13 protein-coding genes are annotated in these 17,045 nt (G+C 43.6%); 5 read left to right on the top strand and 8 right to left on the bottom strand.

Translation table 11 applies throughout. The features are described 5' to 3' along the window. Positions 1-16 precede the first annotated feature (16 nt). Genes R7Q39_RS16370 through R7Q39_RS16360 form a run of 3 tightly spaced genes read right to left on the bottom strand, consistent with a single transcriptional unit; the run spans position 17 to position 2,224 of the window. A complete protein-coding gene (locus tag R7Q39_RS16370) occupies positions 17-772 on the bottom strand; it encodes a sulfite exporter TauE/SafE family protein (protein ID WP_031781351.1) in 756 nt (251 codons plus the stop codon). 46 nt (positions 773-818) lie between these two features. After that, positions 819-1,334, bottom strand: coding sequence for a transmembrane regulator ToxS (toxS, locus tag R7Q39_RS16365; RefSeq protein ID WP_005382091.1), 516 nt, complete (start codon positions 1,332-1,334; stop codon positions 819-821). A gap of 11 nt (positions 1,335-1,345) precedes the next feature. Next, on the bottom strand, positions 1,346-2,224 hold the full coding sequence (locus R7Q39_RS16360; RefSeq protein WP_064353705.1) for a transcriptional regulator: 879 nt from the start codon (positions 2,222-2,224) through the stop codon (positions 1,346-1,348). A gap of 270 nt (positions 2,225-2,494) precedes the next feature. Between R7Q39_RS16360 and htpG the strand changes: the two genes are divergently transcribed. From htpG to hemH, 3 genes are all read left to right on the top strand, one after another. After that, positions 2,495-4,399 (top strand): molecular chaperone HtpG, encoded by a 1,905-nt coding sequence (gene htpG / locus R7Q39_RS16355; protein ID WP_017819957.1) that lies wholly within the window; start codon positions 2,495-2,497, stop codon positions 4,397-4,399. Between the two features lie 320 nt (positions 4,400-4,719). Then, positions 4,720-5,364 (top strand): adenylate kinase, encoded by a 645-nt coding sequence (gene adk, locus R7Q39_RS16350; protein ID WP_005382094.1) that lies wholly within the window; start codon positions 4,720-4,722, stop codon positions 5,362-5,364. A 167-nt stretch (positions 5,365-5,531) separates the two neighbouring features. Continuing rightward, positions 5,532-6,494 (top strand): ferrochelatase, encoded by a 963-nt coding sequence (gene hemH / locus R7Q39_RS16345; protein WP_005384976.1) that lies wholly within the window; start codon positions 5,532-5,534, stop codon positions 6,492-6,494. Positions 6,495-6,543: 49 nt separating this feature from the next. On the opposite strand, the gene R7Q39_RS16340 is transcribed toward hemH, so the two are convergent. Further along, the gene (locus R7Q39_RS16340) at positions 6,544-7,932 is read right to left on the bottom strand and encodes a peptide MFS transporter (protein WP_005382097.1); all 1,389 of its coding nucleotides are present in this window, start codon (positions 7,930-7,932) and stop codon (positions 6,544-6,546) included. Positions 7,933-8,265: 333 nt separating this feature from the next. On the opposite strand from R7Q39_RS16340, the gene rfaH reads away from it, so the two are divergent. Further along, on the top strand, positions 8,266-8,766 hold the full coding sequence (rfaH, locus tag R7Q39_RS16335) for a transcription/translation regulatory transformer protein RfaH (protein ID WP_005382098.1): 501 nt from the start codon (positions 8,266-8,268) through the stop codon (positions 8,764-8,766). 129 nt (positions 8,767-8,895) lie between these two features. On the opposite strand, the gene asnB is transcribed toward rfaH, so the two are convergent. From asnB to nagA, 4 genes are all read right to left on the bottom strand, one after another. Continuing rightward, a complete protein-coding gene (gene asnB, locus R7Q39_RS16330; RefSeq protein WP_005384979.1) occupies positions 8,896-10,560 on the bottom strand; it encodes an asparagine synthase B in 1,665 nt (554 codons plus the stop codon). Positions 10,561-10,790: 230 nt separating this feature from the next. Beyond that, the gene (locus R7Q39_RS16325) at positions 10,791-12,380 is read right to left on the bottom strand and encodes a cation:proton antiporter family protein (RefSeq protein WP_318076451.1); all 1,590 of its coding nucleotides are present in this window, start codon (positions 12,378-12,380) and stop codon (positions 10,791-10,793) included. 81 nt (positions 12,381-12,461) lie between these two features. Then, positions 12,462-13,676 (bottom strand): DNA-binding transcriptional regulator NagC, encoded by a 1,215-nt coding sequence (gene nagC, locus R7Q39_RS16320; protein WP_053307520.1) that lies wholly within the window; start codon positions 13,674-13,676, stop codon positions 12,462-12,464. A gap of 2 nt (positions 13,677-13,678) precedes the next feature. After that, positions 13,679-14,815: an N-acetylglucosamine-6-phosphate deacetylase gene (gene nagA, locus R7Q39_RS16315; RefSeq protein WP_025766987.1), complete on the bottom strand. Its 1,137-nt coding sequence runs from the start codon at positions 14,813-14,815 to the stop codon at positions 13,679-13,681. 489 nt (positions 14,816-15,304) lie between these two features. Between nagA and nagE the strand changes: the two genes are divergently transcribed. Continuing rightward, positions 15,305-16,798: an N-acetylglucosamine-specific PTS transporter subunit IIBC gene (gene nagE / locus R7Q39_RS16310; RefSeq protein WP_005384985.1), complete on the top strand. Its 1,494-nt coding sequence runs from the start codon at positions 15,305-15,307 to the stop codon at positions 16,796-16,798. The last annotated feature ends 247 nt before the right edge of the window (positions 16,799-17,045 follow it).

The following is a 17,045-nucleotide window of genomic DNA, read 5'->3' as shown; positions in this document are numbered from 1 at the left end:
TTTCCTTTTAATCTTTTTAAACCAGCAACTTGATGCCCACGGCAAACGTGAGAATTTCGAATGCAACTTTAATCACTCTGTTACTGTATCGAGTCGCGGCCCATGCGCCTAAACTGCCGCCTAGAAATGAGCTTAACAATAAAACAGGCAGCCAAGCCCAGTGAATAGGGGTCCCTGCCTGTGCGACGGCAATGCCTCCAATGCCATTCCAAAACAGGCCGACACAAATCATGGTGTAAGCAACGGCTTGTTTGTAGTCGTAACCAAACCAGCGCACCAAAAATAGTGTCACGAGCAAACCAGAACCTGCGGTAAGAGATCCGTTAATGATGCCGATAAACAGTAAGCCAATTCCACCAATAACCCAACCAATAGGATGACGGTTGCGTATTACTTCAGCTTGGCCTAGCGATGTCTTAAATCGCGAGTAGATACCTAGCGCTAGGATCATCGTACCGAGCATCTTTTCCGCGATACCATCAGGGATCTGTACAATTAAGTTAGCCCCTAAAATCACGCCAATACTACCGGACAAGATAAGGTAGAGCGCGATTTTCCATTTAATAGTGCCTGATCTTAAATGCGTGCTTGCTGCGCCTAAGCCTAAAGCGACCGAAGCCACTTTATGTGTGCCTAGCGCAACGGAGAACGGTAAGCCGAGAAAGATGAGTAAAGGGAATTGAAGCAAGCCTGCTCCGCCACCGGAAAGTGAAGCCAGCGTGTTGGCGATTAGTGAACCGAAAAAAAGGGTAAGGGTATCTAGCCAATCCATAAGCAAAACAAAGGGGGCGTCTTGCCCCCTTATCATCCAATCAAAATTAGTTTTTAAACAGTACCGAAGAACCGTGGTTCAAGCTAGTGAGCAATAGTGTTTTTTCGTTCACGACGTCAATACGACGACTTTGCTCCGCATCTAGCTTAAAAATTTGAGTAATCAAACGTAGCTGTGCTTCGGAAAAGTCTTTTGATTGAGAAGATGAAATATCTTTAAACTCCGAAGGCGAGACCAACAAATAGTTGTCACTTACTTCCCAGCGGCCTTTTTCCGAGATATTTATCGTTGATTCTGCGGTTGAACCTTGAGCGAATAGTTTGATATTTGCTACGCGAATATAGTCACCATTAGGGAGATATTTCACGTTTGATTCAACATTAACTCGGCGTAGTGGGCCGACAGTATCGTCAGGCAAGCTGTCTGTAATGACTGTCACCATGGTCGACTGCCATTCGTTTGCTGTGAGGAGCTGCTCCACTTTTAGGTCACTTCCCCAATACAACCAACTACTGAAAAGAACGGATACGGCCAAAACCGCAGATGCTAATTTAATCTTCATATTGGCCTCCTTTATTTGCAGATGTCTGTTGGATCGTTTTGACCTGCGAAAATACGCAGTGTTACGTTCTCGTAAGAGTGGTTACTGTCATGAATGTAGTTCAGAATCAGCTGGTTATTTTGTCCACCAGTGGCAATCACTTCCACTGGCAACGAGTCTTCTGCATGGTGCTTCACGTAGCGCTCAATGCATTGCTCTATTGAAGGCAACCAGTTGTTGATTTGAGGGTGATTTACAGGTGTCATCACCGGTACACTTTGATACTCACCAATCTGACGGAATTGGGATTCCGCAGGGTTCGTGAATAACAATACGCAAACAGGAAGCAGCAGAGACAAAAAGATAATGACACGCGGTAGCCAGTTAATCGTGTTAGATGCTGGCTTCGGCTGAGTTTTAGTCGGCTCTACTTGAGGCTCAATATCAGCAGTAGTATCGGTCACTATCTCTGTTGGTGGTGTATCGCTCGCTTCTAACTCCACTGCTGGCGCTTCGTGTTCAGAAGCGGTTTCTTCAACGTCAGTGTTAGAGTCAGTAGAAAATGGGCTCAAGCGTTCCACTGAACAAATGAGTTGGTAGCCACGTTTAGGTACCGTTTTAACAAACTCTGGAGATTTTGTTGAATCCTTCAACATCTTACGCAGAGTAGAAATCGCTTGAGTCAGGCTTGAGTCATCCACCTCAAAACCTTGCTCACGCCAAACAAACTCGTGAAGCTCGTTACGGGTTAAAACTTCGTTTGGTCTCTCTGCCAACATCAGAAGTATACGGCTTTCGTTGCTTCCTAATCGTACAACGTCGTTGCCGTTTTGTTGGTCAGCGAGCGAATTACTATTTGGATCAAAGGTGAACCTTTGAGCAAGTAGAAATTTGGTGCCAATGTTAGTCATTTAGTTCTTCTTAGATGGATGATGTTGTAATTATAGTGATTTATGTCACAAAATTACCGGGGCGCTTGGAGTGCGCACGACATTTTAGATGCTTTTAGACGGGTAGGATAATTAAAATTTTCTAAAAAAACACCGTTTTTAGCAATATTGACCTTGAATTTACATTTGTCAGCCACATGTTAAATGACATCTCGGTAAGGTGATTTCAAGGGGAAAGTCACAAACTTGTCCCTATAAAAAGCCAATTAGTTTAGATGTTATGGAGCACACATGAGCGAAACCGTATCTCAAAATAAAGAAACTCGTGGTTTTCAATCAGAAGTAAAACAACTACTGCATTTAATGATCCATTCTCTTTATTCAAATAAAGAGATCTTTTTGCGCGAGCTGATCTCTAACGCATCAGATGCATCAGACAAACTGCGCTTTCAGGCGTTATCTAACCCAGATCTATACGAAGGTAATGCAGACCTTTGCGTGAAACTGTCGTTTGATGAAAGCGCAAATACCTTAACCATTTCTGATAACGGTATCGGTATGAGCCGTGATGATGTGATTGAGCACTTAGGAACAATCGCAAAATCTGGTACAGCTGAGTTTTTCTCAAAGCTATCTGAAGAGCAGAGCAAAGACTCTCAGCTTATTGGTCAGTTTGGTGTTGGTTTCTACTCGGCATTTATCGTTGCTGACGCCGTTACCGTGCGCACTCGCGCTGCGGGTCTAGCCGCTGATGAAGCGGTACAATGGCACTCAGCGGGTGAAGGTGAGTACACCATCGAAAACATTACCAAAGAGTCACGTGGTACCGACATCATTCTTCATATGCGTGAAGAGGGTAAAGAGTTTTTGAATGAGTGGCGTCTACGTGACGTTATCAGTAAGTACTCTGATCACATCGGCATTCCTGTTTCAATCCAAACTGTCGTTCGTGATGACGAAGGCAAGGAAACAGATGAGAAGAAGTGGGAGCAAATCAACAAAGCCCAAGCACTGTGGACGCGTAACAAATCTGATATTTCAGAAGAAGAGTATCAAGAGTTCTACAAGCACGTATCACATGACTTTGCCGATCCCTTGGTCTGGAGTCATAACCGTGTAGAAGGTAAAAACGACTACACGAGCTTACTATACATCCCATCGAAAGCACCTTGGGATATGATGAACCGCGACCACAAATCAGGCTTGAAACTGTACGTACAGCGCGTATTCATTATGGACGATGCAGAGCAATTTATGCCGTCATACTTACGCTTCGTACGTGGTTTAATAGACTCAAACGATTTACCGCTAAACGTATCGCGTGAGATCTTACAAGACAATAAAGTGACTCAATCTCTACGTAATGCTTGTACTAAGCGCGTGCTAACGATGCTCGAGCGTATGGCCAAGAATGACGAAGAGAAATACCAATCATTCTGGAAAGAGTTTGGTCTTGTGATGAAAGAGGGCCCTGCGGAGGACTTTGCAAACAAAGAGAAAGTTGCAGGTTTATTGCGCTTTGCTTCAACTGAAGTGGATTCTTCTGAGCAAACTGTGGGCTTGGCGTCTTACGTTGAGCGCATGAAAGAAGGTCAAGATAAGATCTACTACTTGACGGCAGACAGCTATGCAGCTGCGAAAAACAGCCCTCACTTAGAACAGTTCAAAGCGAAAGGCATTGAAGTTATCTTGATGTACGACCGCATTGATGAGTGGCTGATGAACTACTTAACTGAGTTTGATGGTAAACAGTTCCAGTCAATTACTAAGGCTGGGCTTGATCTAAGTCAGTTTGAAGATGAAGCAGAAAAAGAGAAGCAAAAAGAAACCGAAGAAGAGTTTAAGTCGGTTGTAGAGCGCACGAAGTCTTACCTAGGCGATCGTGTGAAAGAAGTTCGTACGACCTTCAAACTCGCATCCACGCCTGCTGTTGTGGTAACGGACGATTACGAAATGGGCACTCAAATGGCGAAGCTTCTTGCGGCAGCTGGTCAAGCTGTGCCGGAAGTGAAATACATCTTTGAGCTAAACCCTGAGCACGAATTGGTTAAGCGTATGGCTGACGAAGCCGATGAAGAAGCGTTTGGTCGCTGGGTTGAAGTTCTGCTTGGTCAGGCAATGCTAGCGGAGCGAGGCTCTATTGAAGATCCAACAGAGTTCTTAGGAGCCGTTAATCAACTTTTGACTAAGGTGTAATAACCTCTGCAAATCAAAAAGCTCGCATTTCGCGAGCTTTTTGTTTGTTGTCGCAAAATTTTGCATCTCAAGTGCTGAGTTAATAATCAATAGGGCGTGAAAGAGGGTACTGTTAACATTCTTTAGTCTTAATACACTCTTTGCTCAGAGAACCTGTGATAGAATCTGCGACTTGAATGTGAGTAATAAGGCGTGTATTTTTGCTCGCCTATATACGTTATACCGAAACTTATCGTTGCAGGTGCTTCTCAGGTTTGATGTCTAAGAGGTCAGCTATTGTGAGCTTCGGTATAAATCTTAAATATTAAAGAGGATAAATCATGCGCATCATTCTTCTAGGTGCTCCAGGTGCAGGTAAAGGCACACAAGCAAACTTCATCATGGAAAAATACGGTATTCCACAAATCTCTACTGGTGATATGCTTCGTGCTGCTATCAAAGCAGGTACAGAGCTTGGTAAACAAGCTAAAGCTGTTATTGACGCTGGTCAGCTAGTTTCTGATGAAATCATCCTTGGTCTTATCAAAGAGCGCATCGCTCAAGAAGACTGTGCAAACGGTTTCCTACTAGATGGTTTCCCACGTACTATCCCTCAAGCTGACGGCCTAAAAGAAATGGGCGTAGACGTAGACTACGTTATCGAATTTGACGTTGCAGACGATGTGATTGTTGAGCGTATGGCTGGTCGTCGTGCTCACCTTCCTTCTGGTCGTACTTACCACGTGGTTTACAACCCGCCTAAAGTGGAAGGTAAAGATGATGTAACTGGTGAAGATCTTGTTGTTCGTGATGACGACAAAGAAGAAACAGTACGTGCTCGTCTAGGTGTTTACCACGAGCAAACTGCACCGCTAATCAACTACTACGGCAAAGAAGCTGAAGCAGGAAAGACTAAGTACCTTAAGTTTGATGGTACTAAGCAAGTAGCTGAAGTTAGTGCGGATATCGAGAAAGCACTATCTTAATTTGCTGAAGTCAAAAATTTAATATTTTGATATATTGAAAGCGGCCCAAGTGGTCGCTTTTTTTAGTTTACTCGTAAACATATATCTAATTAACTTCAGCTCGGCTATTCGTTACTTCGAGGTTACTTAAATATATGAACCAAGCCGTTTACCATGAATAGGATGTTATGAAAGAGAATAATAAACAGGGTGTACTCCTAGTTAACCTGGGAACTCCTGACGCACCAACCGCTCCTGCCGTAAAGCGCTTTTTAAGTCAGTTTCTTCATGATCACCGAGTGGTAGACATGACTCGATGGCTTTGGTGTCCACTATTGCACGGCGTTATCCTTCCTATCCGAGCTCCTAAAGTTGCCAAACTCTATCAATCAGTATGGATGGAAGAGGGCTCGCCGTTGATGGTGTACTCTAAACGCCAAACGGAAAAGTTGGCACAAAAGCTTGATATACCTGTAGAGCTTGGTATGACGTATGGTAACCCAAGTTTGCAATCAGGCTTTGAAGCCCTATTGGCGCAAGGCGTTGATGAAGTCATTGTTTTACCTTTGTATCCGCAATACTCGGGCACAACAACGGCAGCGGTTTCTGACGGAATCACTAAAGCATTTAAGAACCTGCCTGTGATGCCAGGCTTTATCTTTATTCGTGATTATTACAATCACCCAAAATATATTGAAGCGTTAGCGCACTCAGTTCGTGAACATTGGCAAAAGAATGGTCAAGGAGATTACCTGCTGTGTTCTTATCATGGTATTCCAAAACGCTATGCTGACAATGGTGATGTTTACCCACAGCATTGTGAAGAGACGACTCGCTTGCTTGGGGAAGCGTTAGGTTTAAGCGAACAACAAATTGGCATGACGTATCAGTCCCGATTTGGGAGAGAAGAGTGGCTTCAACCTTATACCGATAAGACCCTAGAGGCACTTCCTGCAAAGGGTGTGAAAAATATTAATGTTGTGACCCCTGCATTTTCGTCAGATTGTTTAGAGACGTTGGAAGAGATCTCGGAAGAGTGTAAAGAGATTTTCCTTGAAGCTGGTGGCGAAAACTTTACCTACATCCCTTGTTTGAACGATAGTGAACTTCATATCGAGATGATGGTTGAGTTAGTTCAATCTAAACTTTAGATACAAAAAAGGGTCGCAATAGCGACCCTTTCTACGTTTAGTTGAGCGATCAAGCAACTTGTACTTGCTGCTCTTCTACTTGCTCTGCCGTGCTGTGCGTATTTTCAGCACCATGCATCCAGCGAACGAGTGTATTAGAGAATAGGAGCAAAATTACGCCACTTACGGTTGCGCTGACCGCAATACCACTAAAGATAGCCATAGCGCCTAACTCGCCTACGTGAGAGCCCACATAGCCCGCAACATAGTTAGCAATCGCATTACAGCCAAACCATGCACCCATCATAAGTGAAGCTAAGCGAAGCGGTGCTAATTTAGTCACCAATGAAAGACCAATTGGTGATAAACACAGCTCGCCTAATGTGTGGAAGAAGAAAGCGCCGACCAACCATAACATCGATGTTTTTACTGTTGTATCTCCACCTTGTTCTAGCACTGCGCCAACCATACAAAGGAAACCAATCGCCAAGAAAAATAGTGCCATCGCAAATTTCACTGGCGAAGTAGGTTCACGTTTACCCAATTTTACCCAAAGGACAGCCAGAACTGGCGCTAGAGTAATAATGAAAAATGGGTTTAGTGATTGGAACCACGCAGCAGGAACTTCGAAACCACCAATCATGCGATCAGTATATTGTTGAGTGTAGATGTTCATCAGACCACCAGCTTGTTCAAAGCCTGCCCAGAAGACAATAGTGAATAAGCTCATGACCAGAATTACTTTTAGTCGATTCACTTCTTCTTTGGTGAGTGGCTGCTTCGTGGTGGCGTTTTTGTTGTTTAGATCTCGTTTCGCCGCTGGTTCGCGACCAATATCACCAAGCCATGATTGAGCCAGTACCATTTGCATCACTAGGCTAACCAGCATACCCACACCAGCGGCAACAAAGCCAGCTTTCCAACCGTAAGAGGTTGTCACAGAGCCAGAAACGACGCCGGCAAGTAATGCACCTAAGTTGATACCCATATAAAAGATAGTGAATGCGCCGTCACGACGGTTGTCACCTTCTTGATAAAGGTCGCCAACCATGGTTGAGATATTTGGCTTAAAGAGACCGTTACCAGTGATAAGTAGGCCAAGACCTAAATAGAAACTGTGTAGCGAACCAATACCTAAAGCATCAGCAGGAAGTGCAAGAGTAAACTGGCCGATGGCCATTAACGCGCCACCAAGCAAAATTGAGCGACGTTGACCTAAATAGTTATCTGCTAGGTAACCACCGATAAGAGGCGTGATATACACAAGCCCTGTGTATATGCCGTATAGGTCTAATGCGTCTTTGGTTGACCAGCCAAGGCCGCCATTCATTGTTGTATCAGTAAGGTAAAGCACGAGAATGGCACGCATTGCGTAGTAAGAAAAGCGTTCCCACAGTTCTGTACCGAACAATAAGAACAGGCCACGTGGATGACCAAAATATTGATGTTGGTTTGACATAAGCTCTTCTAATAATAGTTATTACATTTTTTAACGACTTCTACGTATACAATGCAATTCAACGAGTGACAAATAATAAAATTTTGCCATTCAACTATTTTTGTTTGTTAAGTGGCTGTTTTTGATTGGATTTGCAGATTATATGATGGTGTATTGGTTGTGTTACAAACTTAATTTCCATTTTTGCCTATGGACTTCTTTATCGTAAGTTACTGAAAAATGTCGTTAATGCGAGCGATGTATAATCATACTTTTATAGATAAACTGAATATCAATGACTCAACTTTGGCTTAATGCTAGGATAAAAACAAAATAGAATTGGCTAGTAAAAAGATGAAACGTTGGTATCTACTTTATTGTAAACGTGGGGAGCAGGTTAGGGCGAAACAACACCTTGAAAATCAAGGTGTAGAGTGCTTTTATCCAACTGTAGAAGTTGAGAAGATTTTGCGCGGGAAAAGACAAAAAGTCGAGGAACCGCTGTTTCCTTGTTACGTATTCGCTTACTTTGATTATGAGCAAGGGCCAAACTTCACCTCAGTCCGCTCTACTCGAGGTGTTGTTGACTTTGTGCGTTTTGGTGCTCAACCGAAAGAAGTTCAAGGTGACTTGGTCTTCGAATTGATGCAGCTAGAAAAGTGTTGTAATGACAATACCGTTTCTGAATGCATGCCAAAACCAGGCGATCAAATTAGAGTTAAAAGCGGTCAATTTGCGGGCATAGATGCCATCTTCCAAGAACAAGATGGTGAGAAACGCTCAATTATGCTAGTTCAGATGATCACCAAGCGTGTGCCTGTCAGCATAGACAATAGTGATTTAGATTTAAAATAGCCTAATTCCATCAAACATAAAAAGAGGTGCAAAAGCACCTCTTTTTGATCGTATCTAATTGATCGTATCTAATTTTTTGTCTGTTTTAAAAGGGTTGGACGAACCAACCCTTATCTGTATCGTAGAGAATTAGTATGAATCGTTGTGAACGGTCTGTACTGCACGACCTGATGGGTCAACACAGTTTTGGAACGATTCATCCCATTCAATCGCCTTCGCTGAAGAACACGCTACTGAAGGGCCTCCTGGTACACACTCTGCTGCTGATGGAAGTGGGAATAACTCTTCAAAGATTTCACGGTACACGTAGCCTTCTTTTGTCGTTGGCGTGTTGTATGGGAATCGATATTGAGCTGTTTCCATCTGCTGGTCTGTCACTTTCTGTTCCGCTACTTCTTTCAGCGTATCGATCCAGCTGTAGCCAACGCCATCAGAGAATTGCTCTTTTTGACGCCATGCGATCGATTCTGGCAGGTAGTGCTCGAAGCACTCACGAAGGATGTGTTTCTCCATTTTACCGTTGCCACACATCTTGTCTGCTGGGTTCAAGCGCATTGCTACATCTATGAACTCTTTATCTAGGAAAGGTACGCGTCCTTCAACTCCCCATGCTGCCAGCGACTTGTTAGCACGAGCACAGTCGAACATGTTCAGAGCAAGCAGTTTACGCACAGTCTCCTCGTGGAACTCTTTCGCGTTTGGCGCTTTGTGGAAGTAAAGGTAGCCACCAAAGATTTCGTCAGCGCCCTCACCAGACAATACCATCTTGATACCCATCGCTTTGATCTTACGACCCATTAAGAACATAGGTGTTGATGCGCGGATAGTCGTCACGTCATACGTTTCAATGTGGTAAATCACGTCACGAATCGCGTCCAAACCTTCTTGAATCGTGTACGTCATTTCGTGGTGAACGGTACCAATTTGGTCGGCAACTTCGCGAGCGGCTTTCAGGTCAGGCGCGCCTTCTAGGCCAACAGCAAAAGAGTGCAGTTGAGGCCACCAAGCTTCAGACTTTTCATCATCTTCAATACGCATCGCTGCAAAGCGTTTTGCTACCGCAGATGTAATAGAAGAATCTAGACCGCCCGAAAGAAGTACACCGTAAGGCACGTCAGTCATTAGTTGGCGTTTAACAGCCGCTTCTAGCGCTTCAGTCAATTCTTCTTTGCTAGTGCTGTTACCTTGTACTGCTGCGTACTCGTTCCAGTCACGAACATAGTAACGTGTTGGCTCAGTATCTTTAGAGCTGTAATAGCTACCAGGAGGGAATTCACTTACTGTTTTACATACTGGAACAAGAGCCTTCATCTCTGATGCCACATAGTAGTTACCATGCTCATCGTGACCTTGATAAAGAGGGATAATACCAATATGGTCACGTCCGACTAAATACTCATCTTTTTCTTCGTCGTAGAGCACAAAAGCGAAAATACCGTTTAGTTCTTCAAGGAGATCTGCACCCATATCTTGGTAAAGTGCAAGAATGACTTCACAGTCTGAATCGGTTTGAAATTCGTACTTTCCTTCGTAACGAGCACGAATTTCTTTATGGTTGTAGATTTCACCATTGACGGCAAGGATGAGCTTCTTATCAGGGCTGTATAGCGGCTGTGCACCACTATTTAGACCAACAATCGCCAAGCGCTCGTGCGCTAAAATAGCACGCTCTGAAGAGTAAATCCCAGACCAGTCTGGGCCACGGTGACGAAGTTTTTTCGACATCTCTAATGCGATAGGGCGCAATGCGGCTGCATCGCTTTTAATGTCTAAAATGCCAAATACTGAACACATACTACATCCTTACTAAACTAAACAATTTCTAATCGGTATGGTTTAAATTTGCCATTACTAATAAAAAAAGCAACGTTTTGTGATTAAAAAAATGATAAAAGGCCTTGTTGTATGGAGAATATTTAACTCAACCGTTGTTTTGGTGAATGAGATCAAGGTTTGGTATAAAAACTATACAAAAAAGGCTTTCTATCAATAGAAAGCCTTCCGAAAAATATCAGTGCTGTTGCTTATTTAATTGGTGTGAATTTAGGTTGAAGTTGTTTACAGACGTGTCGAGCAAAACCGCTACCAGCTTCACTATAAATATTGAATGCTGCGTCAACGCCATTTTCAAGTAAGCCTTCCAATTGATCTGGGTATTCGGCGATAGCGGCAATTTGCCCCTTATATTTTCTGCGTTTAAGCTGCTCAAGTGCTGTTTGGTTACCTTGATGATGTGGCATTGCAAGCAGAACCAGTTTTACATGACCTGTATCTAAAATTCGCTCCCAGAAATCCGGGTCGGTGGCATCACCAGAAATCACATTTCTTCCTTCTGAACGATGATGATGTGCAGCGTCTTCACGAATTTCTATACCCAATGAAATTTTGCCATAGCGTGAGCGTAGCTCATCATAAGCGCCCGTTCCAATACGCCCCATACCTAAGATCAATACTTGGGCATGACCTGGGTTGATGAGTTGGTCGCGTTGATTGAGCTTTTCTACCGCTGTCTCTTGCAGCCACTTACCTGAATGTTGATAAATTTTATGGCTAAGGCGGTTAAGTGGCGCGGAAATTACAAAGGATACCGACACCGCAACCGCAATCGCAGCAAGCATATCACTTGGCATCCAGCCCATTTTATAGGCCAACCCTGCAACAATAAGACCAAACTCACTGTAGTTAAATAGTGATATAGAGGCGAGCAAAGAGGTACGTACTCGAAACTTAAAATGATTAATAGTGACGAAGTACAAGAGTCCTTTGATTGGTAGCAGTAAGATAAATAGCAGGGCGAGAACGACGCCATTCACGCTCAATGAGGCGGATAAACCAATGTTTAAAAAGAAGCAGACTAAAAAGAGCTCCTTCATATTGAATAATGACTTGGATAGTTCTGAGGCTTTTGGGTGACCTGCGAGTAGCATGCCTAAAATTAGCGCGCCCAAGTCTGGTTTCATCCCGACCAACTCGAATAGCCCAGCACCGACAACAAGCGCGAAGAAAATACCGAATAGCACCAGCATTTCGCCGTGGCCAACTTTATCGAGCAGCTTATAAAATAGGGGACGAAGGAAAGGCAGTGCGAACAAACCGATGGCATACCATTCTGGGACTTTTCCGGTTGAAGCAGTCAGGAATACTACGGCAAAAATATCTTGCATAACCAAAATACCGATCGCGAGTGTGCCGTAGGTCGCGTTCATTTCGCCTTTTTCTTGCAATGCTTTTACGGCAAAAACGGTACTAGAGAACGATAGTGCAAAAGCTAAAAGCAGGATTTGGCTGCCGTCCATACTGGCTAGCGAAGTCAAGCCCAGTAGTTTTAAGCCGGATAACGCTAGGGCAAAAAAAGCGGTAGAGAGTATGTTGTGGGCGGTTGCCCCTCCCCATATTTCTTTGGACAGCAGGGTTTTTACATCGAGTTTGAGTCCAATAGTAAACAGAAGAAGAGTAACACCAAGATCTGCGAGAGTGACGATAACGTCATTGCTTTGGTAACCAAATGCATGCAAGCCAAATCCAGCTAGTAGAAAACCAACGAGGGGAGGGAGGCTGCATTTAAGCGCAATAAAACCAGCTAAAAAAGCGGCTGTAATTAGAATAATTTCCATACTGTTAAGCTGTATTCCTGATATACAAAAACGGGCTGTGAAAACACAGCCCGAGATTGTAACTCAATTGGTTGTATAAACTTAGTCTTCCAGTAACTTTTGTAACAAAACTCCGTTCAGCATAGCGCGTTTAATCATCGCAAATGCGCCCATCGTTGGCTGCTTATCAATGTGAGAAGCCACGATAGGGAGGTCGTTATGGAAAGTTTTAAGAGATTGATTCTCTACGTTGCGTTGAATTGCAGGGAAAAGAATATCTTGTGCTGCAGTAATATCGCCAGCAATTACAATTTTCTGTGGATTAAATAAGTTAACCGTAATCGCAATCGCTTTACCTAGCTGGTTGCCCACTCGCACTAAACTCTGTTTCGCAAGTTCATCACCATTCATTGCGTGCTGACATACCGCTTCAATTGTGATGTTTTCAAGGTCGGTTAAGCTTGATTCGTATCCTTGAGTAATCAGTTGCTTCACTCGTTGAATAATCGCTGGGTTTGCAGCTACGGTTTCTAAACAGCCAAAGTTTCCACATTGGCATTGCTCACCAAGCGGGTCAATTTGGATATGACCAATTTCACCGACGTTGCGGTTAAAACCAAGAAAAACCTGGCCGTTAACGATAATACCTGCGCCAGTACCGCGGTGGACGCTAACCAAAATAGAATCCTGGCAGTCTTGGCTTGCTCCAAAGTAGTGCTCAGCCAACGCCATGCCACGTACGTCGTTGCCAACAAAGCATGCTGTATTAAACTTCTCTCCAACAATTTCACCGAGAGCAAGATTATCGATATCGGTATTAGGCATGTATTCGACCACGCCAGTTGTTGGGTTAACAAGGCCCGGTAAAGTGATGCCGATAGCGATGAGTTGATCAATTTTGTCTTCGCAACGGCTTACGAAATCTTTTAATAAATCGATAAGTCCTGCGATTAAGTCTGCTTGGTTAGTGTAGTGCAGTTCATGCTGATCTTCTGCCAGCGCGGTACCACCTAAATCGTATAAACTGAACTGTACGTAATCTCGACCTAAGCGAACGGCAATCGAATGAAAAGGTTTGACTTCAGTAGTCAAAGAGATCGCACGACGACCACCAGTTGAAGCTTGTTGGGCGACCTCCTTAATAAGGCCGCGCTCTAAAAGTTGGCGGGTTATTTTGGTAACACTAGCAGGCGCGAGCTGACTCACGTCCGCGACTTGAATACGGGAGATAGGACCTTGCTGATCAATCAGCCTATATACCGCAGCGCTGTTAAGCTGTTTTACTAAATCTACATTACCAATCTGTCCGCCATTCATGCTTAATTTTGCTCGTATTGTCCGTTAACAACCGTCGCTTTTACTTTAAAGTCACGATCGAAAATAGTCAGGTTTGCAACCATCCCTTTTCGAACTCGGCCAAGGCGATCCTCAACACCAATTGCTGTTGCTGGGTATAACGTGGCCATTCGTAGAGCTTCGTCTAAAGCGATCCCCGCGTGCTCAACTGAATTCTGAACTGCTTCAATCATTGTCAAAGCTGAGCCGCCTAGCGTGCCATTTTCATCAACACACTTACCATCTCGGTAATATACTTTCTTACCGACAAAAATAAAGTGATCAATGTTAGCACCTGCTGGAGCTGTGGCATCCGTCACCAAAACAAGCTTTTCACCTTTGATTTTATGAGCAATTCGGATGTTTGCGTAGTCGACGTGAAAACCATCAGCAATAATGCCAGCATATACGTCAGGAGTATCGTAAATTGCACCAACAACTCCTGGTTCACGACCAACCATTGGTGTCATTGCATTAAAGAGGTGTGTAGCAAAAGTAATGCCTGCTTCAAAGCTTTTACGTGCTTCGGCGTAGGTTGCATTTGTGTGGCCAATTGAAACTACGATGCCAGCAGCCTTTAATCGCGCAATATGCTCTGGGTCGTTATGCTCAGGTGCTAGTGTTACTTTCGCTACGATATCGGCGTTTGTGCAGATAAGGTCGATCATGCTTTCGTCTGATGGGCGAATAAAATCTACGTTATGGATGCCTTTTTTCGCGACGTTAAGGTAAGGACCTTCGAGGTGTAAACCAAGCGATTGATTTTGATACTTGTTGTGGTACTCACGAGCTGCGGCAATTGCAGTTCGCATATCTTCATCAGATGACGTAATGAGTGTTGGCAGGAAGCTAGTACAGCCAGATTTGAGGTTTGCCTGGTGCATGATTTGCATGGTTTCAGGGGTAATTGCATCGTTTAGCATTACACCGCCACAACCGTTCAACTGCAGATCGATAAAGCCTGGACTTAGATTAGCGCCTGCAAGGTCTTTTAGTTCGATGCTTTGAGGTAGCTCAGAAACCGGCACAATAGATTGAATAAGATCGTTTTCGATGATGACCGCATGATCGGTAAGAACATCACTACCGGTATAAATTTTACAGTTACTTAGCGCGTACATAGTCAGCTAGTCCTTATAGATGAGAATTCAATTTCTATATCGTTATCTAAGTAGAGACTGCTTCAGTCATATGGGTACTTAGTTTGTATCACTGAATTAGATAACGAGTCACATACAGCAAGTCGCGTTTTATCGATGTTATTGTCATAGTAACTAACTGAAAAGTAATAATTGTATGGTTTTTTATGATTCTTTTTCAGAGCAAAGTTACAGTGATTTACCCGCCTAGATACCAAAATAACACTGATTCTGCCTTGCATAAAGTGCGAGAATATTATCTTTAAAACGCCATTTTTTCGTATAATAAAATAAGTTTTATGATCTCGCTAGCAAAAACCTTCCGAAAGGGCAAATTGTGGTGATTATGATCACAAACGGTGAGCTTTTAATTTGCGGAGTAAAATTAATATCATAAACTTAGGATGACTAAATTGGACGGCTGAAATAAGTCATTCAACATAACATCTAATCCTATAGGGGGAACTTAAGGTGAACATTCTCGGATACTTCCAGAAGGTGGGTAAGGCGCTTATGGTGCCGGTTGCCACACTTCCTGCAGCAGCAATACTCATGGGTATTGGCTACTGGATCGACCCAAATGGCTGGGGCGCAAACAGTGCACTTGCTGCATTTCTTATTAAAGCTGGTGCAGCGATCATTGACAACATGTCAGTATTGTTCGCTGTTGGTGTTGCTTACGGAATGTCTAAAGACAAAGATGGCGCCGCTGCACTTTCAGGCTTCGTGGGCTTCTTAGTTGTCACAACGCTTTTGGCCCCTGGTGCAGTATCACAAATTCAAGGCATTGACCCAAGTGAAGTACCTGCTGCATTTGGTAAAATCAATAACCAGTTCGTAGGTATCTTGGTTGGTATTGTTTCTGCTGAGTTGTACAACCGTTTTTCTCACGTAGAGCTGCACAAAGCACTGGCGTTTTTCTCTGGTAAGCGTCTTGTACCTATCCTAACGTCTTTTGCTGGTATCGTTATTGCGTTCATCCTGATGTACGTTTGGCCATCAGTTTACGGCGGTCTGGTCAGTTTTGGCGAAAGCATTCAAGGTATGGGTGAAGCAGGTGCAGGTGTTTATGCATTCTTCAACCGTCTTCTAATTCCTGTTGGTCTGCACCATGCACTAAACTCAGTGTTCTGGTTTGATGTTGCTGGTATTAATGACATTCCAAACTTCCTTGGCGGTGCGAAATCATTAGCTGAAGGCACGGCAACGGTAGGTGTTACGGGGATGTACCAAGCGGGCTTCTTCCCAATCATGATGTTTGGTTTACCAGGCGCTGCTCTAGCGATGTACCATACTGCGAAATCAAAGAATAAAGAGAAAGTGGCATCTATCATGATTGCGGCTGCGTTTGCTTCATTCTTTACAGGTGTAACAGAACCACTTGAATTTGCATTCATGTTCCTTGCTCCAGGACTGTACGTTCTTCACGCAGCGCTGACTGGTCTATCAGTTTATATCGCGGCATCAATGCAGTGGATTGCAGGTTTCGGTTTCTCTGCTGGTTTAGTCGACTTAGTATTGTCGACTCGTAACCCGCTAGCGGTAAACTGGTACATGCTCATTGTACAAGGTCTTGGTTTCTTTGCGGTTTACTACTTCGTGTTCCGTACCGTGATTGTTAAGTTTGGCCTTAAAACACCGGGACGTGAAGATGATGAAGAAGCTTCATCTAACGTGGCTGGATCAAGCAATTCTTCAGAGCTTGCTCGTCAGTACTTGAAAGCACTTGGCGGTCATGACAACCTAAGTTCTATCGATGCCTGTATTACTCGTTTGCGCCTTTCTGTGAAAGATATGAGCGTTATCAATGAGAAAACTCTGAAAGATCTTGGAGCTATGGGAGTTGTGAAGCTAGGTACAAACAACCTACAAGTTATCCTTGGTCCACTAGCAGAGATTGTTGCTGGTGAGATGAAGAATGTATCTAAAGATGAAGACTTAAGTGGTGTTCAGTTACCAGCTTAACTGTTTAATAGTGGTGCGATTGTTTGTTATTGGTATTGCAAACAATTGATACTACAACATCGCAAAAGGCCTCCGCAGGAGGCCTTTTTTCGTTTAGGCCCTTTGAATCTGCTTTGCTTTCACGCCAACTCAATAAATATTGTCGTTTTAGAGCGAGTTCTTGTTGTCTAATTGCTTAGAATTGTGGATCATTAGGAACAATGTACTCTGTGAAACCATACTTGGATACAGGGTTCCGTTTTCTCTG

Origin of the sequence: Vibrio sp. 947 (assembly GCF_033339115.1) — a bacterium.
Classification (GTDB): Bacteria; Pseudomonadota; Gammaproteobacteria; order Enterobacterales; family Vibrionaceae; genus Vibrio; species Vibrio alginolyticus.
The sequence above is the reverse complement of the archived record's forward strand: the minus strand, read 5'-3'. Positions and strand labels throughout refer to the sequence as shown.